The following is a 24,260-nucleotide window of genomic DNA, read 5'->3' on the forward strand; positions in this document are numbered from 1 at the left end:
GGCGGCTAATGCCGCCTTTTAGTTTCATTCGTCATACGTTTGCCAACTATAAAATATAAGGGAATTTTCTAAACTCTTGCATATCTATAGCTGTTTTTAATAAAAGCATGATGGTATCTTCCCTTAGAAGGAGCCGACATTAGACCATCATACACACCTTGGGGCACATCAAAATAATCGTAAGTGCCGCTGTTAAAAACAATCCGTAGCACTTTGGATTGAGAATTGTATCCAACAGCGCTTAAATTTGAAGAGTTAACTGGGACTAGGTTCATTTTATCACCTCCATTTGGTATATATTTCTGCATATAAGATCAAAATACCTTCAAAAACTAGACGAAAGGATGAGGAAATTGTCTGAATTTAAAACGCTAAATGAAATCGTTGAACAACTTAAGAGCTGCGGGTATGAATGCGAGGCAGGACCGTTAGAAAATAACGCAGCTTTTCAAAAGCTTGCGGAATTAGCTGACGACGAATTACGAGAGCAACCGTAAAACAAAGTTTCTATCGAGATTGACTGAGTGTTAAAATTATACTCTTCTTTACCTTGCGTGGTTGAGGGGCCATAGTTTATAATCGGAGATAATAGAATAAGGACGTTCAATGTTAGTTGCATGACTTAACGCTGATATACCAACGTTTGACTTACCGACTGACTTATCGGATCACTTGCGGATACCTTGACAGGGTAGAGGTCGCTGGTTCGAGCCCAGTCGGAATCATCCACGGCGGTTAGAGGCGTTATATCAACGTTTCTAGCCGTTTTTTATTACATTGACTTAGTCGATGACTTAGGCGTATTAAGACGCAGGGTAGCGGTCCTACCAACGACAAGGTAGCGGTTTTTATTTCGGTGACTTAACCGAAATGGAGGCGGTAATATGTCCGCAAATAGAACAGGAAAACGCGTCAAAAAGGAACGTACTTTACGGAAGACTACGAGCAACCTTGATGTGCTTTTCTACGGACTGAAGACAGTCTACCCTATTGAAAACATAGTAAAGCCCTTCTCTTATGAGAAGGGCTTTCTTTTATCTTGAGGCATTCAATGTGTTGTTTTATTTGTTCTGTAACTTGTTTAAGGCATTAGGAGGTCTACTATCAGGATTGGAGAGCCTTTTTTTATTTTACTAATGTTTTTTGGATCACTCAGAACAGAACTATACTTTCCGACCTTTTCGGCAAGTGCTGTCTGACATGTTACTCAAATTTCACGCACTATATAAGCCCCTCTCTTATGAGAAAGGCTTTAATATTTTGGTTCTCTGGGAAATTTGAATACCGGCTCAATAAAGGTTAAGAACCACATTTCACCGCGTAGAATAATGAATGTACTTAATCTTTAAATATCTCAGGAATTTTATTTCTCCATATTAATAACAACTCTTTAAATTGGTCTGTTTCTATTGAGTTTTTATAAGGGTCATCGATTAAAAAAGGGTTTTCAACATCGGTAACATCTTTTTTTATCAATACACTTATCCCATTTAAATCAATTTCAAAATCCTCATGTATCCCATTTAAAACATTCTGAATGTATTCTATATACTCATCAGTTTGTTCTATTGTTGTAATATTTTCAATGAAGTCAGAGAAAAGACTGATTTCTTCTGGTAAAACTATTTTTATATCACCAAATGGATCTTTATCAAACCTGTATGAATATTTCATGTGTCACGGTCACCTTTAAGATTATTTTTTATATAACGGATATGCTGTTGCTATTGTTCCGTCACTATTTAAATACATTTCAATTTTAATTCCTGTTGAAGTGATTCCCCTATACTTATTTGAACGTACTTGTTTTCTAGTATGATAAGCTTCGTCAATTGCTTTTAATACATCGGCGCGGTTCCATTCTCTTGGAAAGAAACTTGAATCCGCTATCTTTTTTACAGACCCGACTTCAACTTTCGCCATATACACTCCATTTTTGTCAGGTTTCTTTTCTGTACCTGGTATAATCTTCCCGCCCATCATGCTTTCATGGTGGTAGCCAACTGCTTTACCGCGTTTATTAACTTCTCCATGATAAATATGTTTCATTGTACCTGCGGTATACTTGCTTTTTCCTGTACTAAAATTTGAAGACACAGATTTACTGAGCACACTCTCTTTCTGATCTTCAATAATACTTTTCAACAAAGGCGTATTCTTCACATTGTGAGTATTTTCAATATCCTGTGCTATTCCGGCAAGCGCGGGTTGGTACTTATTTTTCGAAACGGAATTGATATAGTCTTTTCCTTTTTCAATCCCGGTTTTTACATGTTTTACAGCCGCTTTTTCTCCGGCTTCCAAGACGTTATCCACTTTGGCGGCGCCTGTTTTGGCGAGCTTGCTTGATACTTTTACAGCTGAGCCGGAACCTTTGAGTCCGACAATGCTCCCGATGGCGTAGGTGATGTAATGTGACCTTGAATACGCATCTCCGTTAACCATTTTATCATTCCATGAATCCGCCAGGTTTGTCCATATGATTTTTGCGTAGGAGGGCGTGTTCAATACGCCGGATATGGTTTTAGCGACTTTTTGTTCATCGGAGAGATGGTAAAAATCCCATGCGCCGACAGCCAGATCTTTGACGCCGGTTATTGTGTCTTTCCCGACATCATAAAGACCGACGCCTATTCCTTTGACGATATCCCAAGCCGTTTCTCCGACTTCTTCGAGCTGCTTTGCTTGTTCATGCTGCATCACATATTGCACCTGAGCGGGTTCAAGGTTTTCATAGCCGATCTTCTTCGCGATTTCCAAATACTCATCCGGATCAGTGACACCAGCGGCCAGCTTTTTCTTCAGATCCTTGATTTCCCGCTCTTTCGCTTCTTCCTTTTTAATCGTCAAATAAGCATCCGAATGTCTTGCGATATCGCCTTTTTTCTTATGGATGTCGCTTTCACGGTATGCTTTGGCGTTGTAGTGAAGCGGCGTGGCGCTTTTTCCTTTGCCCGTGACGTTTTGGAGCTGCTGAAAGTCGGCTTGGATGAACTGTTCGTTTGCTTCGGTTTCTGCGTATTCTTTCATTAGATCGTGATCAAGCTTGCCGAGTTTATGTATCGTTTCGCTTCTTTTTTTGTCAGCTGAAGAAAGCTTCTGATCCGTGCTTTCGGTTGAAAACAATTCGAGCGAGATGATGTCTTCGATCTCTCCGAGGATGGAGCGCATGTCCTTTTTCTGCTCTTCCATAATCGCCTTTGATTTACTGAGGGCGTGGGTGAGCTCGTGCTCCAGAAATGATTCCTCCATATGCGAATTGGAAAGTGTCCGGCGTCTTCGACCTTACCGGGAAGGCTTGTGAGAAATGCGATTTTCATGTCGATCAGATCAAGCCAGCTGTCTGTGACGCCGGCGTGGTCCTTGAAAAAAGCTTTGATATTGTCAGCGCCCCGGCCTGAGAAATCATTGTCACCAAGGTCAGCCATACCTTGAAACGCTTTTTTCAGATTGACCATCTGGCCGCGCAGTTTTTTGTATTCACCCGCGCGCTGTTTGGCAGCGGCGAGGAGGGTGGTTGCTTCAAAAACTTTCATGACCATAATCCTTTCATTCGAAATACTTCAACAAGATTTTACCATGGAGGAATAAGGAATAAGGTCAATGTACTATCTAAAATGGTAAAATGAATCATTTGACCCACTTCTTTGTCCTTTTAATTATGTGATTAAGCATTTGAGAAGAGAGCTTATGGATGGGAAACCGGAGTGCAGGAATTACTCGGTAGCGTTTGAATGAATTGGAAAGATTAAGCCAGTTAAAAGGTTGGAGCACATTTTTAGATAATGAATTGTAGTGTGTAAAAGATGAAAATGGCGTAATTCAAGATGCAGGTGATTTATTAACCGGAATTGATATATTAACGGAAAATAATGTATAATGTACCGGGCAGCTTTGAACTCATTGAAGGTGATGAACATGAAGAAGTGGAAAGTTTTTATAAGATAAATCCTGACTGAAGAGACTTAATTGAATGAAAATTAACATAAGTCTATTTACCCTGTTCTTTTTTAGGAGGAAGGTATGTAAATATTAACAATAATTGAAATCGCATTAGTGGCAACTGTATTAGGTTTATTTGCATGGACTTTTAAAAAAGAGAAAAATACTGATGAAGATGTATTCAATTATGCTAGATATATGATTTATTTGCTTGTAGCTGAAGTTGCATTGTATGTCGTGTTTCAGATGGTTTAAGTTTAAACACGTTTTTACTCTAACAAAGAGAGATGTGAACAATGATAAATATCTTAACTAATATCTTAAAAAATGACAGATTAGATGAATACCCATTATTACATAGAGAGTCTCGATTTCTGGGGTAGCATATAGTGTTCTAAGTGATGATAAGGGCTTAAAAGAAGTATATTTAGAGAAGAAGAGTTTATTGGAATGAGATGGATGGCATTCGACAGAAAAACAGGAAAGTATATAAAATATCAGAGACAGAATGCTCCATTTTAACCTATGAACCTAATGATTAAACACTGGAGGTTTTTGTATGAATAAAATTACCAATACTGGCAAGATGCAAGATATTGGTGGTATTAAGCTCTATTACGAATTTTTTGAAAGGCAAAATGAAAACATTACAGTCATATTTGAATCAGGGTACGGATGCCCTTCTGCTTCTTGGGACCCTATAAAAGGTGAAATTTCAAAATTTGCGCAATTTTTCATCTACGATAGAGCAGGTTTAGGAAAAAGTGAAAAAGACGATAGACCAAAAGACAGCAAGCAGTCTGTTGAAAATCTTCGTACCCTTTTACAAAATGCGAATATTAAACCACCATATATGCTTGTAGGGCATTCATTTGGAGGAGCAAATGTAAGGTTATATGCTTGTACATATCCAGAAGAAGTAGCAGCGGTTATTCTCTTAGATTCCTGCCATGAAGATCAAAACAAAATTATGCCACCACTATTCAGTGAAGAAACAAGATCTCTTTACTTTAATCAATTTTCGGTAGAAGGTTCTTTAAGTGAAATTCAAGATAGTTTTGAACAAATAGACAAATGCACATCATTAGGAGATGTTCCACTTATAGTTGTCAGCGCTGGTTTACAGTCTTATCATACAACTGAATCCTTCGCTGCGTGGAATCTATTTCAAAGAGACTTTCTGCGTTTATCAACAAATAGCAAACATATTGTTGTGAAAAATGCATCACATGGTCTACATGTTGATCAACCTCAGATTATTGTTGACATTATTAAAGATACATTGAAAGAGATACAAAAATAAGTTTAGTTTAAAAACTGTACAAGGAGTAAAAGCAGCACAGGTAGCAATCCTTAAACACCGTATCAAAAGCTGCTGGATTGCACGGAATGGAAAATTCTATAAAGCGATATATTTAGACGTATCGAAATTATTTCTTAGAGAAGAAAGCTTATGAATTTACTTAATTGGACTTACATTATATCTACAATTATAGGAGCTGATGGGTTCATAAGTTTATTGTGGTTCTCTTATTTTAATGATAAAGGTGAAAAATAAAGTAGAGCATTGGGTTAAATTTGTATATTGACTATGAAGATCAACGCTAAAAAGTAAGGGGGATTAATGATTGACAGAAGACTTTTATTGCGATGAAGTATTAAGCGGAAAAACAAAAGTAAATAAAGTTTTAGAAACCGAGAATGTATTGGCGTATCATCATACAAGACCTTTTTGGCCGGTGCATATTGTTGCTATTCCTAAAAAACATATCTCTTCTTTAATCACTTTGGAAGAAGACGACAATGAACTTTTACTCGAGTTGCTGGGTGTGATTAAAAAGGTTGCGGCGAAGGTGACAAAAGAAAGTGGTTCTTGCAGGGTGCTTACTAACTTAGGAGATTATCAGGATTCAAAGCATCTGCATTGGCATATAGCTTCAGGAGATCCATTGAGATAAAAGAATCCTTTTAAAGTGAAAATAAATTCCAAAGAAACTCCAAGGAGCAGTAAATAGCCAAAAATTGAGGATATAAAATGAAATTGTATAATGAATTTATAAATATAGCTAAAACTCTTAATAAAGAGTTAGACATTACCCCATTATTATATGGCTCTTTAGGTCTTGAAAAGGTAACTGGGTTGAACTTTTCACCAGAAGATATTGACATCCTTATTCCTTTAATATTTTTAGAGGAAAAGTGGGAAAAACTTAAAAAAATTATGGAACTGCAAGGATATAAATTGGTTGATTTACATGAGCATGAATTTAGGAAAACTAATACTAAAATAGGCATTGCTTACATTGAGGATTTAAAACCATTTGCAGATGTAGATTATCATAACCTAGGGGTTTTTGAAGATGACGGAGCCAAATATCATTTGCTGACTATTGATGATTACCTCAAGGTTTATAATATGTCTTTATTAGATGGATATAGAAGAACAAAGAAGAGTAATAAAGATCAAAGTAAAATTAACATATTGAATAAACTGATACAGTATTAATTAAATATTTGTACATTAACATGGCGGCAAAACCATCACCTCTTCAATCCATTTTTGCATCTCTTCGTTTGGAGTTCAATAAAGAAATATCGGCCGCATACTCAAGACCCCCTCACCATTAACTTTGAGGGGGTCTATTTTATTTATCTTATTAATTTGAAATATACGTTGACCAGCAATTCATATTCAGAAAGGTCAATTGTTTTTAGATTCACCGTTCTTTTTGTTCTCGGCAATCTTTTTGTCGACTACATCACTTTGTTCATGTTGAATCGGTTGTTAGAACATCATGTGATGCACCTCCTTTACAAAGCATACACACATATGAGAGGGCTGAAATTCACCCGTATGAATTGGGATACGGCGGCCCAAACGGCTTTTCGCATGGGGAACCAACATGCGGCAACTGGTCAACAGCTTTAGAAACTTCATCCTAACAGGGAAGTGCGGCAAGCATTGGGAATATAAAGGAATATAGGCTTATAGCTATGAAGGATGTATGAAAATCCGTCAGATGGCGGTGTCGTGACAGTTCGAATGCGGGTGTATGGAACTTCCCGTTCATCCGGAGTTATGTCAGGGGACGAAAAGACTTTTTTGAGGAGGAAACGGAATGATTGAATTTACACGGCCATCACCTATGAAGAAAACATGCACGATGCACCCGGAAAAGGAATCTGTCAGATCGGTTTCGTTTACTGATTTTAACGGCAATTCTGTAACAGTAACACTTTGTCAAATGTGTCTGGCTGAATTAAAAATGAAAGCCGCGACTGAATACAGGAGCATGACCGAGGAGCGGGCCAAACAGAATCGTTTCAAGATTGGTGATCATGTGTATTTAGAGCATTTGGGAGTAGTCAGCGAGATAAAAAATATGGAAGGCGTTCAAGTGGCAAACAGGACAGACGCAGACGGAGTCCGGAAGGCTACCCCTAAGGAAATCGCAGAATACAAAAAACAGGGGAAGCAATGACAATGAAAAAAACTACTCAAGGCAATCATTTATCCGTTGTATTATAGCGGAGGCCGTTGCGCCGTCTGCCGAAGAGATCGCGCAGTTATTGGGGATTAAAAAAGGAACTGTGCAGAAGAACATTGAACGTTCCTGCCTGAAAATGAAAAATAGAGCAGATCACAGCCTATTCTGTTTAGCATGAATAGGTTGTTTATTTATTGAAACATAAGAAAATTTTTCAAAAAATCTTTAAAGACTACTATTGTTATAGGTATAATGGTATTGTTTATTGTTACAAATTAGGGGATTCAAAGAGGATGATATTATGTATAATCTTAAAGAACGCGATGCAATTAAACGGTTCTTAAATGAGGAAACCGTTAATACAAGCGAAGCAATTGAAATATTGGGCTTCACTCGCCATACCTAAACCAGTTAGTTAAAAGCGGGGAATTAGAGCCGATGAAAGAAATGCCTCGGGACAGGCTTTTTCTGAAAGAGGATATTTTGGATTTTCAAAAACATAGAAGGAAATGAGCAAATATGAAAAAATTAATCGATGGTTCAACGATCTTATTCTTTATTCTGTTTGTGATATTGTTCACTAATTTTAATTATGGTCATCTTAGCACCTTGGATATTATCACCATGATTTTGGCATTGATCTGGTTGATATTGACCCTAATTAATATAACCCTAAAATGGAGAAACCTTCGGAATGGCTAAGTTTATCTTCAAGAGCATGGACGTGCTTTGAATTTTCATGGATAAGGAAGTCATAACGACATCTGAAGCCATTTAGATTATCGGATGTAACCTGCAGAATCTCAAAAGCGGAAGGGTTCTTTCGTTCGACAAATTTTGCAAAGGTTCCTATCCTTTTACCGATAATAAACTGGGAGGGTAAGGTTTTGAAATTAAAAGATATTAAACCAAAAAAAATACAGCCCCATCAGGATTTTCGCAATCTCGTTTATGAATTTATAGAAAGCAAAAAGAAAAAGAAAATAAAATTACTCTATCATTATACAAATATCTATGGAGTAGAAGGAATTTTAAAACGTAAAGAATTTTGGCTATCTGATGCAAACTTTTTGAACGATAAAAATGAACTGTTGTATACTTATAATTTATGTGAAGAGGTAATATCAGATATTTGCGGCGAATCAAAAGACAGTTTCTTAAACCATTTTAAATATATTATTGAATCTAAACCTTTAAAAAAACCTGTCTATGTAATGTCACTCACTACAAATTCAGATTCAAATTTACTTTGGTCTAATTATACAAATAATGATGGTTATAATATTGTTCTTGACCCTAAAAATTTATTTGGAAAGTTAAATTTAGATAATTATGATCTGTTGGAATTTCCAGTCATTTATGATATAAAAACACAAAGGAAAATGATCGAAGAACTAATGAGTAAGTTTATTGGAGTTAATTTGTTTTTTCAAAACAAATTAGATGACCCTAACTCTGGTAGTTATCAATGGTCGCAATGGAGTTATCAAAATGGTTTCTTGTCTTTGTATGTGAAAATTTTTTCTGTCTTTTTTAAGGATTCATGTTTTTCTCAAGAAGAGGAGTACAGAGTAGCATTAATTCCAAAGGCTGTTGAACCGGACTATTTAGACTATTCTTGCAGAGTTTCAAATGGTACTTTTATTCCTTATCTTACTGTACCATTCCATGATAAAAGTGCAATTAAAGGTTTAAATTGGGCCGAAGAATAATATGGATATAGCCAAAGACGGAATACTGAAATTTTTGGAAGTGAATGGTTATGACCATCTTGATGAAAACTCAGTAAATAAATCTAAAATACCATATAGATATTAGTAATCCAATGTGCTTTTTTCGTCTTACGGTTGCGACCTATTTATGAAGAGAGTCTTCGATTGCTTACTTTTTCAAACAACATCTTAAACCTGATATTGGTATAATCTTTATTGGGCGGTGATGAAATTTGAGTAAGAAAAAATTAGTCAACTCAGAAGAAGGTAAAGAAAACGTTGTAGACCGAAAAAGAGAGTTTAGAAATGCTTTCTTTTTTATGAAAAGGTGGGCAAAAGCACCTTTACTTCCTAGTTATACAATAGGGTATAGTAGAGGTAATGCAGATAAAGAACCAGCCAAATTAATTTATGAGTACATCCTATCTTTACAAGAAAATTCTAGTATAACTTTCGAGAAAAAAGTGGATTTGTTAGATACCTTTTTAGAAAAGGCAAATCAAGAACAAAGGGGCACTTATGTTATGGGCACGGGCATGTATAATAATTTTCGGTCCTATATTAGGAGGTCTTTAAAAGATATTGAAGATGGCATACCCGTGCAAACAAGAAAGAAATAATCTAAATCATTCGACAAATTCTGCAAATTGTTCCTTTCTCCTACTCCTTAACCGATAATAAGGTGGGAGGTGAGTAAATGGATCGCAGAAAACTAGTTTATAGTATTTTAAAAGAGATGGACAAAGGTATTGAGCCTAGATATACCGATTACGATGCAGATCTTCAGTTTTTTGGTGAAGTTGTAGAAATGATGCAACGTAAAAATTTAATTGAAAATGCAACTGTCATTAGAGCTGGTATGGGTAACCCTGTAAAAATGACATTATTAAAACATGCAAAAATTACTTTTGACGGTATGGAATACCTTGAACAAAATAATGTTTGGGCTAAAACATATAACACAATTAAAGAATTAAGAGATTGGATTAAATAACATGGGCATCCCTTGGGGTGCTTTTTTATCTAACGACTGCATCTATTTATGATAAGTTCTTTCATTTGGAAAAATTTCATTTTCAATATGGTTGAGGTGATAATAATGTCATTGGCTAATCATTTATTAAAGAGAAAAATTGCTGAAATCACAACTGAATTAAGCTCTATTAAAGGCAAAACCAATATATTAATTACCTCCGATAGAAGAGATCTTGAGAGATTATTGGAAAGCTACTACTGGGCGTCTGAAGAAGTCCAAATCTTATTAAAAAAAGTGCTAAAAGAAAAGCCACCCGAAGTATTGCAAGAGGCACATAATGCTATATGTGATGGGTTAATAGGAATTATTACAGGCATTGAAATAGTCACTCGTTCTATTGATGTGAAAAATTCTAGAATAAATGGAGAATTAAAAACAATTGGTGAACAAATAATAGACAAAGACTTTAAAATTCTTAAAGATAACATTAGTGTCTACTAAAAAGCATTCCTCAGGATGCTTTTTTATGTTCTCTGTAAACCGATTCCGGTAAGCCTCGGGAAAACTATTGGTGGTTAACGGTCTGAGTGCGGCGTCGGTTTAGAGGGAATATCTTTTCAAAAATAAACACGAATCAAAAGGGGGCGGCGGTGAATGTAGATGGCTGAAAAGCATATTCAGGCGTATAAGGATTACGTCAAAGGTATGAAATACAAGGATCTTGCCGAGAAATATGGGGTGTCAGTGAACACCATTAAATCGTAAAAACAGCGGCATGGTTGGGAAAGGAAAAGATGCACACAAAAATAGGCGGGCAACCCGGCAGCAAAAACGCATTAGGAAACAGCGGAGGGGGCTCCGGCAAGAAACCAAACGCTGTATCACACGGGTTTTTCTCGAAATATCTGCCGGAAGAAACACTATCCATTGAAGAGATTTAGGGGTGTTTTCAATTAAATTTTCAGCTGATTTCCTAACTGTCATGGACAACATCTCACAGGAAATATATTGACTTTCATCCTGTTTGTAATGTTAATTAGAAGATGTATACAAAATCATTTTAATGAGGAGGCCTGAATGTGAAAAATAAAGCGGGAATACAAGTTGGAATATGCATTGGACTTTTATGTTTAAGCTTTACCGGTTTCAATCCTTTATTCGGCTCAGCGCATGCTGAAGCGAAGTCTATAGAAGACACAAAAATGACAAGCTGTATAACGAATCAGAAATTTGTTCAGCTTGAGAAAAAATTTGATGCCAGGCTTGGGGTTTATGCGATTGATACAGGTTCAAACAAGACAATCGCCTATCGGCCGAATGAACGGTTTGCTTACGCATCAACCTATAAAGTTCTGGCCGCGGCTGCTGTTCTGAAGACAAGCTCAAATGAAAAACTTAATGCCATCATCCGCTACAGCAAAGACGATTTAGTTACATATTCTCCAATCACAGAAAAACACCTGGATACAGGCATGAGCCTGAAAGAAATCTCAGAAGCCGCTGTCCGTTACAGCGATAATACCGCCGGGAACCTATTGCTGCAGCAGCTTGGCGGCCCTAAAGGTTTCGAAAAGTCATTGAAACAGATCGGGGATCATGTAACGAAAGCTGATCGATTCGAGACGGATTTAAACTCGGCGATTCCCGGGGATCGTCGTGACACAAGCACCGCAAAAGCACTGGCAACTGATCTTAAGACTTTCGCTTTGGGTAACACTCTAACGACTGACAAGCGCACGATCTTAACGGATTGGATGCGGGGCAACGCTACCGGCGACGAACTGATTCGGGCAGGCGCTCCTGCAGGATGGGAAGTCGGCGATAAATCCGGAGCCGGAAGCTACGGCACACGAAACGACATTGCGATCGTTTGGCCGCCTGACAGAGCCCCAATTGTTTTGGCAATCCTGTCAAACCGGTTTACGGAAGATGCCAATTATAATAATGCTCTTATCGCTGAGGCTGCAAAAGTCGCTCTTAATGCCCTTAAATAAACATTGCCGTTCATTTTTTATGGACGGTTTTTTATATGTTGAGAATGCGGTATGCCGGTTTCGTTTTTCGATAAATGTTATAATGTAAAGCCATAAAAAGATGGGAAGAGGGGGAGTTTCGATGCATTACATAACGGCATGCTTAAATATTATCAGTGATAAAGACCTTAATGAAATAATGAAGGAATTCAAAAAACTTGAGGAAGAAACGAACAAAGAAGAAGGCTGTATTCAGTTCCATGCTCATCCGCTCGAACCATCAGAACGCAAAATCATGCTTTGGGAGATTTGGGAAAACGAAGAAGCTGTTAAAGTCCATTTTACGAAAAAACATACAAAAGACGTTCAAAAACAAGAATTAACGGAAGTAGAATGGTTAATGAAAAGCAATGTGAATGAGTAAAAGGCTTTGTCTATTGTTGGCCGACTCTGTCAACAACAATCATCAGTTTCGTTCACTAAAACCCTTGCTGCGCAAGGGTTTTTTACTTTAAAAAGTTCTTTATATCGCAGTCTTTTTATGGGTAAGGAACAGACTTGGAATGAAGATGGCCGCAAGGATGATGACGGATACTAAGAACCCGGCATGGTAGCCTTTTAAACTGTTCGGAATCGTCGGCTGCAATCCTTGTATGACAGTTGCGGTAACGGTTGCGATCACAGCTGACCCAAAGCTGGAACCGAGGTTTTCAATCATATGAATACCGACACCCGCTTCCGGAAGCTGTTTGCTGTCAAGGCCTGTATAAGCGTCACTCATTAATGGGAGCATCATTCCTCCAAAACTGGTGCCGCGGATAAATAATACGACGGAAATCCAAATCATACTTGTGTTATCGGTGATAAAAATAAGCGGGATAGATCCGATCAGCGAAAGAACAAGACTGACCGTAACCACGTATTTCACACCGATCTTATCAATCATTTTTCCGATCAGCGGACGAGTCACGAGCATTCCGATTCCTTGAGGGATTAAAGCGAGTGCTGCTCCGACTGCCGTGAACTGACGAATGTTTTGAAAAAACAGCGGAAGTATTAACATCGGCCCCATGATGGCAACATTCGCTAAGAACAACCCGATCGAAGATGCTAAGAAGCTTTTGTTTGCAAACAAATTCATAGGCAGCACGGTTTGGTTTTTCTTGATCAGATTATATACAAGATAAATGGCTGCTGAAACAAGACCGATGCCCGCCCATAAAATGGTGTCGCTATTGTTAAATGATGCATGATCCGCCGCTTTCGTAATGCCGTAAATCAATGCCGCGCTCATTAATGACAAATTGATAATCCCGAAAATATCGAGTTTACGATCTTTGTTGAATGGTTCAAAGTCTGGAATGGTTTTCATCATAAGCGGTGCGGCAATCAAAACGATGAACACGTTGATGTAAAAAATCCAATGCCATGAAGCGCCTTGGACGATGAAGCCTCCGATGACAGGTCCTAAGATCGGGCCGAAGATCATAGGGGTGCTGACGATTGCCATCACTTTTCCCAGGTTTTCCGGACCTGCCGTTTTAACCAAGAGTGTTGACATAAGCGGAGTCATAATACCGGCGCTGAATCCTTGAAGCAAACGGAAGACGATGAAGCTGGAAACGTCACGGCTCATTCCCGCAAAAACAGAAATGACACCAAAGGCGATGACTGAGCCGATGAAGATTTTCTTACCGTTATATTTATTCATAAGCCAGCCGGATACGGGTACTGCAATTGCAAGTGCTAAGACATAGCCTGTAACGGACCACTGAATGGTATCCAATGTCGTGTTGAAGTCTTTGGTCAGTTTGCCGATGGCGATGTTTACCATCGTAGAGTCAAGCATGGGAGCAATTGCTCCCAGTGCAATAGCCCAGGCGGCTGTGAGAACTTCTTTTGGCAGCAAAAGTTCCTTTCTTTTATGTGTTGACATATTATTCTCCTCTCAAAATTGCTGTATTTGTTTCCTTGTCAACAAAATAATAGAGTGATTTTGTTTCTTTGTCAACAATAAGAAGGATATAAAAAGGCAGCCCGTTTTCATGGAGCGGGGCTGCCTATGGTTTTATTCCGATTTCATGTCTGCACCAAGTTTCTTTATTTCTGAATCCAAATGCCTGCTGTATGTTTCCACGAAGCTCAGCATCGTGTCAAATTGTTCATCAGTTACTTGTTCAAACACGATTTTGTCCCGTTCTTGAAACTCTTTGTGCAATTCCTCGTGAATTTTATAAATGACTTTTCCTTGCTCGGTAAGCCTGAAATAGATTTCTTTCTTGTTAAGCGGCTTCTGATAGCTTTCGATAAGGCCTTTATTGATAAGCTTCTTCGTTAATTTACTTATAGCGCCTCTTGTCATATAAAGGGACTCCGCAAGTTTTGTCACATTGGCGTCTTCAATTTTTTCGATGAATTCGATGCAATGCACTTCAGAAGGTTTATGCCCCTTAAGGCTTTCTTCCATCTTCAGCCTATTCAGCCACACCATCTTGTTAAAAAAGTCCCTGAAATCCGTGAGGAGCTGTTCTTTTTTGTCCATGACCCGTCCTCCTGCTCGGTGGTGCTTACACAATATTATAAAATGTTTGTTTCTTTTTCAACAATCGTAAAGTTATTATTTAGGAACTGAGAGATAGTGCGCAGAAATAAGAAGGAGGGGGAACAGAAGAAGTATCCTATTTTTAACCGAAATGTGTTTTTTCGAGTATGTTTCTTTCCGTATTCGTTATTAGCTCTTCATAACAGGCTAACTCTGCAGCCTTACAAAAAAGCAGGCTGCGAAAAGAGCCTGCTTTAGAATTGCATCAATCATTTTCCTGTTGCGGCATCATAAAAAGCGTCAATTGCGGTTGTGTATTTCAAGACGTTTTTAGACACTTTTGCGGTTGCGCCTAGTGGATACGCATCTGACAGAACGCTGGAGTGAGCTTCGGGTTCCCAGTAAAATACGCCGGTTCCTTTGCCGTTCGGAACGGCTTTCACCAGTTTTATGGTGTCTTTTATGGTCCAGTAGGAATCTTTCGGATTATTTTCATCTCCGCCCAGTTCAACCACCATGACTTCCTTGTTGTAGCGTGAGGCGATGTCATTCAAATTAGATGATAAATGGCCGGTGAGCTCCCAGTACGGCTTACCTTCCCAATAGGGATAGAACGAAACGCCGATGATGTCGGTTTTCCCTCCGTTTTTAAAGAATTGATCAAACCACCATCTGAATAGGCTGTTGTCCGTGCCGTGTGCTAAATGGCTGATTACCTTGGTGGCCGGGCTGACGGATTTCACGGCGTCATAGCCTTTGTTCAGTAAGCCGGTCAATTTGCTGAAATCGCTCGTGCTGCCGTCGGGCAGTAAAATTCCTGAATTCATTTCATTCCCTACTTGCACCCAATCAGGGGAGATACCGTGATTTTTAAGTTCTTTCATGACATCGTACGTATGGTTATACACGGCTGCCTGAAGCTGGCTGTTTGAATAGCCGGTCCATTGGTTCGGCTTGATCTGGTGGCCGGGATCAGCGAACACATCACTGTAATGGAAGTCAACCATTACTTTCATTCCTAACGCTTTTGCCCTTTTGGCCGCCGCAAGTACGCCTGCTTTGTCACTATAGCCGAGCATGGTCCATGTTGTGCCGTCTTTCAGCCAATAATAGCTGCTTGGCGGATTCACAAACACTCTCAGTCTCACGGCATTTATTCCGTGATCTTTAAGAATCTGCACGGCATCTTTCTGTTTCCCGCCGTCATCCAGCCAGCGCACACCTTCATCCTCCATTTGTTTCAGCCATCCTATATCCGCGCCATAGGCAAACGGGGCATCCGCTTTTGCTTTAGGAGACTTCTCAAAGAATGTAAAAGCGGTGAAAATGAGAGAAAGACAGATTGCGCTCACAAATACACGTTTCAATCGGTTTTTGAACATCACAATACCTCCTGATAAAAAAGATTGTTGATTGATTTCACTCTGAATGTTTCAGCTGCCATTCTCCAATAACGTCGTGAAACGCTGAAACGCCTGAATTCCTTCGGGTGTCATTTTAAAAACGCCTGCATCGGTCAGCGCGCGTAAAAATACATTCGCGGTTTCTCTTTGTAAAACAGCGGCTGTATTTTCCGGTGTCACGTCTTTATCCGCTTTGATGTTTTCAGCCCACGGAAGATGAATGTCTTTGATGTCATGAGGTTCATTCAGTAAATACTTTTTCACTTCTGCCAGCTCATCTTTCAGGCGGGGAGGTAAAACGGCGAGCCCCATCACTTCAATCAGACCGATATTTTCTTTTTTGATGTGATGGACATCCTGATGCGGGTGAAAAATGCCATCCGGATAATCTTCGGAGGTGCGGTTGTTTCTGAGAGCGAGATCGATTTCAAAATCCGTTCCCCTGCGTCTGGCAATCGGGGTGACGGTATTATGGGGTTCATTTGTCTTCGCGATGATGCTGACGGTTTCGTCTGAATATTCCCGCCACTTTTCAAAAACATAGGCAGCGGCATCTGTCAGCAAATCCGGATCTTTTGCGCGAAGGCGGATCACTGATACCGGCCACTTTACGGCTTCGGCCTGAACGTCTGGAAAATGACGCATATGAAAAGGGTAGAGGGAACCCGCTTTTGCCATGGGAAACTCATGGGCGCCGCCTTGATAATGATCGTGTGAAAGAATGGAACCTCCTACGATCGGCAAGTCTGCGTTTGACCCCGCGAAATAATGCGGGAAAATTTCCGTAATGGCCAGAAGCCTTCTGAAGCTGTCGCGGCTGATGTTCATCGGCTTGTGTACGCTTGAAAGAAAGATGGCATGCTCGCTGTAATACGCATAAGGAGAGTATTGAAAACCCCACTGTTCTCCCGCTAAGTCAAGCCTGATGATGCGGTGGTTTGAACGGGCGGGGTGATGCGGTGTTCCGGCATACCCCTCGTTTTCCATACAGAGCAGACATTTCGGATACCGGTTTTCCGGACTGTTTTTTACCGCGGCGATGTCTTTAGGGTCTTTTTCGGGCTTTGATAAATTAATGGTGATGTCCAATTCTCCAAAAGGTGTTGTTGAGCGGTACACGATATTTTTTCGAATGGCCCGCGTCTTAATATAGTCGTTGTTTTGACTCAATCTATAAAAATAATCTGTTGCTTTTTTCGGGCAATCTGATAACAATTTGCTGAATGCGGCATTGATCAGAGAAGGGGCCGGTGTGATTACGTCCATGATTCTGCTTCCCAGCATGTCTCTTTCAGCCGGCGTATCGTTTATGATTGACCGTTTTACCGCGTCTTTCACCATTTCGTCCACATAGTGAAGCCTGTTTTGTTTCTTGATACGTTTCGGTTCTGCATAATCCGTCAGTCCGAGCAGATCGAGAAGTCTGTTTCTTGTATAAATCACATCTGTTTCATTTATGTCGCCTAAGACAGTGCTTTCTTTCAGAAACCCTGCCACTGATTCAAAAACGTCAATGACCGCCGCCTCCATTTCATTTGTCCTTGTATCCGTTAGGATGATGCCGATGCCAATTCCATGCTGACGCAATGATTTCCGATATGTCCGTTTGTTTCGGATTCCAGCCGAGAATGTTCCGCGCTTTATCGCTGGAAGCGATGAGGGCGCTTGGATCACCGGGTCTTCTTGCGGACGCTCTTACTTTTATGTCTCTTTCGGTCACTTGCCGGGCCGCTTCCGCCATTTCTGATACGGAAAACCCGCTGCTTGATCCTAAATTGAAAATGCCGCTGTCTCCGCCGTTTTGCAAATATTCCAGAGCGAGAATATGGGCATCGATTAAATCAGAAACATGAACATAATCGCGGATGCACGTGCCGTCTTTTGTATCATAGTCAGTGCCGAATATCAAAACCTCCTCGCGCTGACCGAGCGCGGTTTGTAAAAGGATAGGGATAAGGTGGGTTTCCGGATGATGATCTTCTCCGATGGAACCGTCCGTTTTCGCGCCGGCAACGTTAAAATACCGAAGCGAGACATATTTTATGCCGCAAGCGGTTTCACACCACTTCAGCATTTTTTCTGCCATGAGTTTTGATTCCCCGTATGCGCTTTCCGGATTTTCCGGCATGTCTTCTGTGATGGGCGCTTTTTCAGGTTCGCCGTAAACAGCGGCGGATGAAGAAAACACAATGTGTTTCACTTCGAATTCCTGCATGACCTCCAGCGTAATTTGCGTACCGTACACATTATTATTGAAATATGAAAGAGGGTCTTTCATTGATTCGCCGACAAGGGATTGAGCGGCAAAATGAAGAACGCCTGTTACGTTCTCCTTCGCAAATACAGAGCGAAGAAACGGTTTGTCACGGATATCTCCATGGTAAAAAACGGCTTTTTCATGAACGGCTTTCCGGTGGCCTGTCTGGAGATTATCCACAGCTATCGTTTCAAATCCTTTGTTTACTAATTGATCAACCGCATGAGAACCGATATAGCCGGCTCCGCCGAGAACGAGAATCGCCATGATTTATTTTTCCCTCCATTCAGCCGCGCCATCGCTTATATCCGCGATGTAGAAAGAAGCTTCAAGACCTGTTCTGCCGCGGTAGTGAGATGAAACGGCCCGGATAAAGCCGGCGGTTTCTTCACTTTCCACAATGGCTATGGCGCAGCCGCCGAACCCCGCGCCCGTCATCCGCGCTCCGAGTGCTCCTTCTTTCCAGGCTGCTTCAGCCAGCGCGTCTAATTCGTCACCGGTCACTTCGTAGTCATCACGTAACGAACGGTGCGACGCATTCATCAGCTCCCCGAACGTTTTCAAATCATTCGATTTGAGAGCTTCCGCCGCTGAGAGGGTCCGCTCGTTTTCATTGACCGCGTGCCGGGCTCTTTTACGCAAAGTTTCACGGGAGAGAAGAGGTTCGAGTTCGTTGAATTCTTCTCCCGTCAATTCCGCAAGTGATGCGATATTTTTATATTGCCGCAGTTCCGTGAGAGCCGCGTCGCATTCGCTGCGGCGTTCATTATACTTTGAAGCCGCCAGCTCCCGGCGCTTGTTCGTATTCATAATGACGATTTTATATCCGTTAAAAGCAGCCGGAATCATTTCGTGCTCAAGCTTATCGCAGTTTAACAGAATGGCCATGTTCTTTTTGCCTTTTTGCACTGCGAATTGATCCATAATCCCTGAATTCACGCCGATAAATTCATTTTCGACTCTTTTTCCGATAAGCGCCAGTTCAGTATCGGAAACATCCAGGCTGAATAACTTTCTTAAAATGGAACCGGTTAACATTTCAATGGAAGCAGAGGAGCTTAAACCGGCTCCGTTTGGAATCGTACCGTGAAAAAGAATATCCATTCCGCTGTCTATTTGGCCGCCGGCTTCAAGAAGGTAATGGATCATCCCCTTCGGATAATTGGCCCACCCGTCTTCTTTTTTGTATGCAGTGGCGGAAAGATCAAGGCAGACAATGCCGCTGTCAGGAAAGTTTTCTGAGTATAACCGGATCTGGTGATCTTCGCGTTTTGCGCATACGGCATATGTTCCGATCGTGATCGCGCATGGAAGAACGTGACCGCCTATATAATCCGTATGTTCCCCGATCAGGTTGATCCGGCCGGGTGCGAAAAACAGTTCTCCGTTACTTCTCTTGAAAATGTCTTCGAATCTTGATTTCAAAAGTTTGGCATCCATGATAAACCTCCGATTCTATTTTGAGGTATGCTCCAGTATGAACTGAATGGCTTTTTGTGAATTTCTGGTGAGACTGATATATTCCGCTCCTTTCGTTGCGACGAGTTTCACATGCAGGCGGTCCGCATCTTCTTTAATGTCATCATAATAAGAGCCGACTTGCGGAGCCAAAATAATCATATCGAAGTCTTTCATGATGTCGTAATGGGATCCGTAGGCGCCTGCTGAGGCGGTGATCGGCACGTTGTATTCTTCGGCTCCTTCGGTCAGTGCGTTCGCAAGCATAGCGCTCGTTCCCGCTCCGGCGCACAGCACTAACACATTGGTGCCGTGTTCCAAGGCGGATGAGGATTCCTGAAGATTTGTGCTGATGACGGTGGCCTCGTCTTCTGAGGCGCCGGCCATTACGGGCTGTATCTCCCGGGATTTTTGCGGCGCGGTTTCAGGTTCGGTATGTTGGGCTTCTTCCGCCGCTAATACTTTGTCATAAGCTTTACAGAATGGCAGGTATATCAGGAAATCGACAATAATTAATACAGCAGTCAGCACAAAAGCCGAGAGCCCCATGCCGGTTCCGAGAATCAAGCCGGCGGGCGCCGGGGTGGCCCACGGAAGAACATACATAAAACTGTTCATTCCGATGACATCCACGAAAAATTTAAACAGACAGACATTCACCATCGGCGTTACAACAAACGGAATGAAAAAATAAGGATTTAAAATGATCGGCGCAGCAAAGAGAAGAGGTTCGTTTACTGCGAAAGACACCGGAACCGCGGATGCTTTTCCGACTGCTTTCAATTGCTTGGATTTCGCGAAAAGCAGAAAGATAAACGGAACAACAAGGGTTGCGCCGGTTCCTCCCATTGTGCCGACGAAGTTCCCGAGTCCGACGGTCAGCACGTTGGACGCCTGCTCGCCGGCATTATGAAGCTGAAGGTTCGCCTCCACATTTGCGTAAATAATAGCTGCGATGGCCGGCTCTACAATAGAAGGCCCGTGAACGCCGACAAACCAGAACAGCGCCATCATTCCCCAAATGACACAAATCCCGAGATAACCGTCTGCGGCGGTAAAAAACGGCGATAAGAGAGAGGAGAGAGCCTCCGCAAACGATACATTCAGCGTATTCCTGATCAATAAATCAACGATCACCATGGCCAAAACGGAAAAAGCGAACGGAAAAACATCTTTAAATGTTTGTGAAATGGTACCCGGTACTTCTTTAGGCATTTTAATCGTAATATTTTTCAGCACGCAGAATCTGTAAACGTTCACCGTTATGAAAGCGGATACAAAAGCGGCTAAAAGACCTTTTGTGCCGAGATATTCCGTGGAGAACCCGCCGTCGATTTGAGTGACGCTTAAAATGAGAAACCCGACGACTGAAGCAAGCATCGCTGAAACGGGGTTGATCCCTTTGTTTTTCGGCATTTTTCGGTTCATTGATTCACTCAGGCATTTCGCACTTGTTGCCGCAACGATCAGACCGAGGGCGCCCATTGAATAGTTATAAACTTTCCAAAGCCATTCAGAAACACTTTTAGGCCAAGTGAAACCCAACACTTCCGGCACAGCGGCGGTGAGGATGAAAATGCTGGCGAATAAAATAACAGGCATGGCAGTTAAGAAGCCGTCGCGGATCGCGCCTAAATAAATGTTTCTTGAGATTTTTTCGAAAAACGGTTTTCCCTTTTCGATTTGCTTGATGATACCGTTCATTTTTCCACTCCTTATCGGCGGCTTCGGTAGAGTTCTATAAAATCCTGAATAAGATCACGGAGCAAAAGGGTTGTCATCAAGTGGTCCTGGCCGTGAACGAAAATAAACCCTAATTCCATGTCCTTGCCGTCAGCTTCTTCAGCTAACATTTTCGTTTGCGCATTGTGGGCGAGGGTTAAATTTTCATCGGCGCTTTTCAATGCTGCTTCCGTGTTTTCGAAGTTTCCGGCACGGACTTCTTTCAGGACTTTCAATAAAGTGCTCCTGGCGTCGCCGGCATAGGCGACGATTTCAAAACCGAGCATCTGCAATTCTTCCTTTGTCATGAAAAAAACCTCCTAAAGACGGCACACATGATGAAAAGAGATTCTTTTCATCATGTATGATCGTTAAATGATTGTTTTTGTTTCACTTACAAGTTTGTACCAGTAGGCCGATTCTTTCGGATACCGTTTTTGGGTGTCGAAGTCGACGTAAAAAAGACCGTAACGTTTGTTGTAGCCGTTGGTCCATGAAAATAAATCCATTAAGGACCATAAGAAGTACCCCTTTACATTGACTCCGTCGGTAATCGCTTTACTGACGGCTTCTAAATATACTTTTAAATAGTCGATTCTTGCCTTATCCATAATGATGCCGTCTTCAAACTCATCTTTATAGCCCATGCCGTTTTCGGTAATGTAAATTTTGTTATATTGCGGATAGTCCCGTTTGATGCGCATCAGCATGTCATACATGCCTTCAGGGTAAATGAGCCAGTCCCAATCGGTCCGCTTCAGGCCTTCTTTGTAAATTCGTTCGCCGATTCCTTTTACTTTATAGACCGAAGTGCCCTTATCGCCCGTTCCGTTATGGTGAATAACGGTTTCTCCGTCGTACGCTTTGACGAAATGGCATTGATAATGATTGATGCCGAGATAATCATTGCGCGTCGAGGCTTTTTTCATCACGTCAAAGTCACTGTCTGAAAACTCGTATGAAGCGCCGTTTGCCTCACAGATTTCATCCAGAGCACGCATGGTTTCCTCAGAATAATAGCCAAGGTAGGTGGCATCGAGGAGGAATCTCACTGATAACGCGTCATCCAGAAAACAGGCGTGGCGGTCTTCTTCTGTGCCGCTGGCGGGATATTTTGTTTCCAATGAGTGGACGACCCCGATTTCTCCCGGATAACCGCCGTCTTTAAAAAGGTTGACGGTCATCGCATGCGCTACCATCATGTGATGGAGGCATTGAATGACTTTTGTGATATCACTTTTAACAGATGGCGGGAAAACCCCGAGTAAATACTGGTTGGTGGCTGTGGGATAAATTTCGTTAAACGTGCTCCAATATCTGATTTCGCTGAATTCTTTAAAGCAAAACTCCGCATAGCTGACGAACGCTTCTATTGCAGCGCGGTTGAGGAAATCTCCCTGATCAAATAATCCTTTCGGTGTATCGAAATGATGCAGCGTGACAAAAGGGGTGACGTTGCGTTTATGGCACTCTGAGAAAATACGATGATAGTAATCAACACCTTCCTGATTGATTTTGCCCGTGCCGTCAGGGAAAATTCTCGTCCAGGCTATAGAAAGGCGGATGCCGTTTATTCCGAATTTTTCACATAGTTTAATATCTTCCGGAAACTGGCGGTAAAAATCACTTGCCGGATCAGGGCTGAATCTTCCCTGTTTTTCAAGAAATTCATCCCAGGCCACAGGCCCTTTGCCGCCTTCTTTTGTGGCGCCTTCCGCTTGATATGCCGCAGTCGCCCCGCCGAAAATAAAGTCATGAGGTAATTTGAGCATTACTGAATCCTCCTTCGCCAATGTGTGAATTGGAGTTTGTTAATGTTTGTAATTGTTATCTTTTGTTTAATAGTAAACGCATACATTTTTGTTGTCAATAGCTTCATAAAGAAATAACATCTGTTATTATAGAGGTTATATAAGTTTTTCGTTGTTTTACATGTTGATTATGTTGTTTGTTAATGTTTATTTTTGTTGACCGGATTGCCGCAGTATGTTAGATTGTGTGTAAAGTTGAGGGGATGATTGAACATGTTAAAAAAAGAGCGACTTTTAAAAATCATCGATATCGTAAACTCGCGGGGGTTTATTACGGTGAGTGATATTATCGATGAACTGGAAGTTTCTGATATGACAGTGAGAAGAGATCTGGACGAGCTGGATAAGGCCGGAAAAATCGTACGTATTCACGGAGGCGCACAGAGCATATCTTATTCCATTGATCACGAATTATCGCATAATGAAAAACTCGGTGTTCAAATGGAGGAGAAGGGGAAGATCGCGGAACTCGCAGCTTCCTATGTAAATGACGGCGATACCGTTTTTTTAGGGCCCGGCACGACGATTGAACTTTTAGCGAAACACCTGCTGCATAAGCGAATCAGGATTATCACAAACAACTATCCCGTATTTGATATTTTGAAACATGGCGACACTGCGGATACCATCCTGATTGGAGGCGACTTCCGAAAAAATACCGGTGCCTTCGTCGGCCCCATCGTGAACGGCAATCTGCAGAAATTCAATTTTACGAAGGCTTTCATCAGCGCCAACGGCATACATAATGATGAGATTTCTTCTTACAGCATTGAAGAAGGGGAAGCTCACCAAATCGCGCTGAATAATTCGCGGACGAAATTTTTGCTGGCGGATAATAAAAAATTCAACCGGGAAGATTTTTACGTGTTCTATAACTTGCACGATATGGACTATCTGATTACGGATGATAAAGTCATGAAAGATGTTCAAATTCATTACGAGCAATATGTAGATGTCAAAATCGCAAAAAAATAAA

Annotated in this window: 23 protein-coding genes and 4 pseudogenes; 15 read left to right on the forward strand and 12 right to left on the reverse strand. The window is 41.1% G+C overall.

Annotation, left to right across the window (positions count from 1 at the left end; genetic code table 11):
- Positions 1-68: 68 nt before the first annotated feature.
- A complete protein-coding gene (locus NYE50_RS06835) occupies positions 69-308 on the reverse strand; it encodes a KTSC domain-containing protein (RefSeq protein WP_375804999.1) in 240 nt (79 codons plus the stop codon).
- A 45-nt stretch (positions 309-353) separates the two neighbouring features.
- Here NYE50_RS06835 and NYE50_RS06840 point away from each other — a divergent pair, with 45 nt between their 5' ends.
- Complete coding sequence (locus tag NYE50_RS06840; protein ID WP_188153924.1) at positions 354-497, forward strand: hypothetical protein; 144 nt, start codon at positions 354-356, stop codon at positions 495-497.
- An 841-nt stretch (positions 498-1,338) separates the two neighbouring features.
- On the opposite strand, the gene NYE50_RS06845 is transcribed toward NYE50_RS06840, so the two are convergent.
- Positions 1,339-1,674 carry a hypothetical protein gene (locus NYE50_RS06845; RefSeq protein ID WP_007409072.1) on the reverse strand — a complete coding sequence of 112 codons (336 nt, stop codon included), beginning with the start codon at positions 1,672-1,674 and terminating at the stop codon, positions 1,339-1,341.
- A gap of 21 nt (positions 1,675-1,695) precedes the next feature.
- A pseudogene (locus tag NYE50_RS06850) lies at positions 1,696-3,536 on the reverse strand (T7SS effector LXG polymorphic toxin).
- Between the two features lie 965 nt (positions 3,537-4,501).
- On the opposite strand from NYE50_RS06850, the gene NYE50_RS06855 reads away from it, so the two are divergent.
- From NYE50_RS06855 to NYE50_RS06915, 13 genes and pseudogenes are all read left to right on the forward strand, one after another.
- Complete coding sequence (locus NYE50_RS06855; protein WP_224988640.1) at positions 4,502-5,245, forward strand: alpha/beta fold hydrolase; 744 nt, start codon at positions 4,502-4,504, stop codon at positions 5,243-5,245.
- Between the two features lie 325 nt (positions 5,246-5,570).
- A complete protein-coding gene (locus NYE50_RS06860) occupies positions 5,571-5,900 on the forward strand; it encodes an HIT domain-containing protein (RefSeq protein ID WP_021494066.1) in 330 nt (109 codons plus the stop codon).
- A gap of 77 nt (positions 5,901-5,977) precedes the next feature.
- Positions 5,978-6,448, forward strand: a complete 471-nt coding sequence (locus tag NYE50_RS06865) for a hypothetical protein (protein ID WP_014417483.1) — start codon at positions 5,978-5,980, stop codon at positions 6,446-6,448.
- 613 nt (positions 6,449-7,061) lie between these two features.
- On the forward strand, positions 7,062-7,424 hold the full coding sequence (locus NYE50_RS06870; RefSeq protein WP_095271482.1) for a hypothetical protein: 363 nt from the start codon (positions 7,062-7,064) through the stop codon (positions 7,422-7,424).
- 64 nt (positions 7,425-7,488) lie between these two features.
- Positions 7,489-7,608 (forward strand): annotated as a pseudogene (locus NYE50_RS06875) (Fis family transcriptional regulator); the annotation flags it as partial.
- A 123-nt stretch (positions 7,609-7,731) separates the two neighbouring features.
- A pseudogene (locus NYE50_RS06880) lies at positions 7,732-7,943 on the forward strand (helix-turn-helix domain-containing protein).
- Positions 7,944-8,317: 374 nt separating this feature from the next.
- Positions 8,318-9,142, forward strand: a complete 825-nt coding sequence (locus tag NYE50_RS06885; protein ID WP_159354027.1) for a DUF2971 domain-containing protein — start codon at positions 8,318-8,320, stop codon at positions 9,140-9,142.
- Positions 9,143-9,375: 233 nt separating this feature from the next.
- A complete protein-coding gene (locus tag NYE50_RS06890) occupies positions 9,376-9,762 on the forward strand; it encodes a hypothetical protein (protein WP_159354028.1) in 387 nt (128 codons plus the stop codon).
- Positions 9,763-9,839: 77 nt separating this feature from the next.
- On the forward strand, positions 9,840-10,136 hold the full coding sequence (locus NYE50_RS06895) for a YjcQ family protein (RefSeq protein ID WP_159354029.1): 297 nt from the start codon (positions 9,840-9,842) through the stop codon (positions 10,134-10,136).
- 111 nt (positions 10,137-10,247) lie between these two features.
- Positions 10,248-10,619, forward strand: a complete 372-nt coding sequence (locus tag NYE50_RS06900) for a hypothetical protein (protein ID WP_159354030.1) — start codon at positions 10,248-10,250, stop codon at positions 10,617-10,619.
- A gap of 159 nt (positions 10,620-10,778) precedes the next feature.
- Positions 10,779-11,053, forward strand: a pseudogene (locus NYE50_RS06905) (phage terminase small subunit); the annotation flags it as partial.
- Between the two features lie 138 nt (positions 11,054-11,191).
- Positions 11,192-12,112, forward strand: coding sequence for a class A beta-lactamase (bla, locus tag NYE50_RS06910; RefSeq protein WP_159354701.1), 921 nt, complete (start codon positions 11,192-11,194; stop codon positions 12,110-12,112).
- 121 nt (positions 12,113-12,233) lie between these two features.
- Positions 12,234-12,515: a putative quinol monooxygenase gene (locus tag NYE50_RS06915; RefSeq protein WP_022553524.1), complete on the forward strand. Its 282-nt coding sequence runs from the start codon at positions 12,234-12,236 to the stop codon at positions 12,513-12,515.
- Positions 12,516-12,614: 99 nt separating this feature from the next.
- On the opposite strand, the gene NYE50_RS06920 is transcribed toward NYE50_RS06915, so the two are convergent.
- From NYE50_RS06920 to lacG, 9 genes are all read right to left on the reverse strand, one after another.
- Entirely contained in the window at positions 12,615-14,027 is a 1,413-nt protein-coding gene (locus tag NYE50_RS06920; protein WP_172869130.1) for an MDR family MFS transporter, read from the reverse strand.
- A gap of 132 nt (positions 14,028-14,159) precedes the next feature.
- Complete coding sequence (locus NYE50_RS06925; RefSeq protein WP_003154948.1) at positions 14,160-14,633, reverse strand: MarR family transcriptional regulator; 474 nt, start codon at positions 14,631-14,633, stop codon at positions 14,160-14,162.
- A 269-nt stretch (positions 14,634-14,902) separates the two neighbouring features.
- The gene (locus tag NYE50_RS06930; RefSeq protein ID WP_160249426.1) at positions 14,903-16,015 is read right to left on the reverse strand and encodes a glycoside hydrolase family 53 protein; all 1,113 of its coding nucleotides are present in this window, start codon (positions 16,013-16,015) and stop codon (positions 14,903-14,905) included.
- A gap of 51 nt (positions 16,016-16,066) precedes the next feature.
- Positions 16,067-17,566 carry a UDP-glucose--hexose-1-phosphate uridylyltransferase gene (gene galT, locus NYE50_RS06935; protein WP_015388381.1) on the reverse strand — a complete coding sequence of 500 codons (1,500 nt, stop codon included), beginning with the start codon at positions 17,564-17,566 and terminating at the stop codon, positions 16,067-16,069.
- A 1-nt stretch (position 17,567) separates the two neighbouring features.
- On the reverse strand, positions 17,568-18,560 hold the full coding sequence (gene galE, locus NYE50_RS06940) for a UDP-glucose 4-epimerase GalE (RefSeq protein WP_014304819.1): 993 nt from the start codon (positions 18,558-18,560) through the stop codon (positions 17,568-17,570).
- A gap of 3 nt (positions 18,561-18,563) precedes the next feature.
- Positions 18,564-19,733 (reverse strand): galactokinase, encoded by a 1,170-nt coding sequence (locus NYE50_RS06945; RefSeq protein WP_014304820.1) that lies wholly within the window; start codon positions 19,731-19,733, stop codon positions 18,564-18,566.
- Between the two features lie 15 nt (positions 19,734-19,748).
- Positions 19,749-21,455, reverse strand: a complete 1,707-nt coding sequence (locus NYE50_RS06950) for a PTS lactose transporter subunit IIBC (protein WP_014304821.1) — start codon at positions 21,453-21,455, stop codon at positions 19,749-19,751.
- A gap of 11 nt (positions 21,456-21,466) precedes the next feature.
- Positions 21,467-21,781, reverse strand: coding sequence for a PTS lactose/cellobiose transporter subunit IIA (locus NYE50_RS06955; RefSeq protein WP_007407323.1), 315 nt, complete (start codon positions 21,779-21,781; stop codon positions 21,467-21,469).
- Between the two features lie 63 nt (positions 21,782-21,844).
- Positions 21,845-23,245: a 6-phospho-beta-galactosidase gene (lacG, locus tag NYE50_RS06960; protein WP_003154938.1), complete on the reverse strand. Its 1,401-nt coding sequence runs from the start codon at positions 23,243-23,245 to the stop codon at positions 21,845-21,847.
- Positions 23,246-23,497: 252 nt separating this feature from the next.
- Here lacG and NYE50_RS06965 point away from each other — a divergent pair, with 252 nt between their 5' ends.
- Positions 23,498-24,259, forward strand: a complete 762-nt coding sequence (locus NYE50_RS06965) for a DeoR/GlpR family DNA-binding transcription regulator (RefSeq protein ID WP_003154937.1) — start codon at positions 23,498-23,500, stop codon at positions 24,257-24,259.
- Position 24,260 lies beyond the last annotated feature (1 nt).

Origin of the sequence: Bacillus sp. EU55 (assembly GCF_038005925.1) — a bacterium.
Taxonomy (GTDB): Bacteria; Bacillota; Bacilli; order Bacillales; family Bacillaceae; genus Bacillus; species Bacillus velezensis.

Coding starts and splice junctions, on each gene's coding strand:
- NYE50_RS06955 (WP_007407323.1), bottom strand. CDS start 21,781: ATGACAAAGGAAGAATTGCAGATGCTCGGTTTTGAAATCGTCGCCTAT.
- galT (WP_015388381.1), bottom strand. CDS start 17,566: ATGGAGGCGGCGGTCATTGACGTTTTTGAATCAGTGGCAGGGTTTCTG.
- NYE50_RS06845 (WP_007409072.1), bottom strand. CDS start 1,674: ATGAAATATTCATACAGGTTTGATAAAGATCCATTTGGTGATATAAAA.
- NYE50_RS06835 (WP_375804999.1), bottom strand. CDS start 308: ATGCAGAAATATATACCAAATGGAGGTGATAAAATGAACCTAGTCCCA.
- NYE50_RS06925 (WP_003154948.1), bottom strand. CDS start 14,633: ATGGACAAAAAAGAACAGCTCCTCACGGATTTCAGGGACTTTTTTAAC.
- galE (WP_014304819.1), bottom strand. CDS start 18,560: ATGGCGATTCTCGTTCTCGGCGGAGCCGGCTATATCGGTTCTCATGCG.
- NYE50_RS06865 (WP_014417483.1), top strand. CDS start 5,978: ATGAAATTGTATAATGAATTTATAAATATAGCTAAAACTCTTAATAAA.
- NYE50_RS06895 (WP_159354029.1), top strand. CDS start 9,840: ATGGATCGCAGAAAACTAGTTTATAGTATTTTAAAAGAGATGGACAAA.
- NYE50_RS06930 (WP_160249426.1), bottom strand. CDS start 16,015: ATGTTCAAAAACCGATTGAAACGTGTATTTGTGAGCGCAATCTGTCTT.
- NYE50_RS06965 (WP_003154937.1), top strand. CDS start 23,498: ATGTTAAAAAAAGAGCGACTTTTAAAAATCATCGATATCGTAAACTCG.
- NYE50_RS06950 (WP_014304821.1), bottom strand. CDS start 21,455: ATGAACGGTATCATCAAGCAAATCGAAAAGGGAAAACCGTTTTTCGAA.
- lacG (WP_003154938.1), bottom strand. CDS start 23,245: ATGCTCAAATTACCTCATGACTTTATTTTCGGCGGGGCGACTGCGGCA.
- NYE50_RS06870 (WP_095271482.1), top strand. CDS start 7,062: ATGATTGAATTTACACGGCCATCACCTATGAAGAAAACATGCACGATG.
- NYE50_RS06855 (WP_224988640.1), top strand. CDS start 4,502: ATGAATAAAATTACCAATACTGGCAAGATGCAAGATATTGGTGGTATT.
- NYE50_RS06945 (WP_014304820.1), bottom strand. CDS start 19,733: ATGGATGCCAAACTTTTGAAATCAAGATTCGAAGACATTTTCAAGAGA.
- NYE50_RS06920 (WP_172869130.1), bottom strand. CDS start 14,027: ATGTCAACACATAAAAGAAAGGAACTTTTGCTGCCAAAAGAAGTTCTC.
- NYE50_RS06915 (WP_022553524.1), top strand. CDS start 12,234: ATGCATTACATAACGGCATGCTTAAATATTATCAGTGATAAAGACCTT.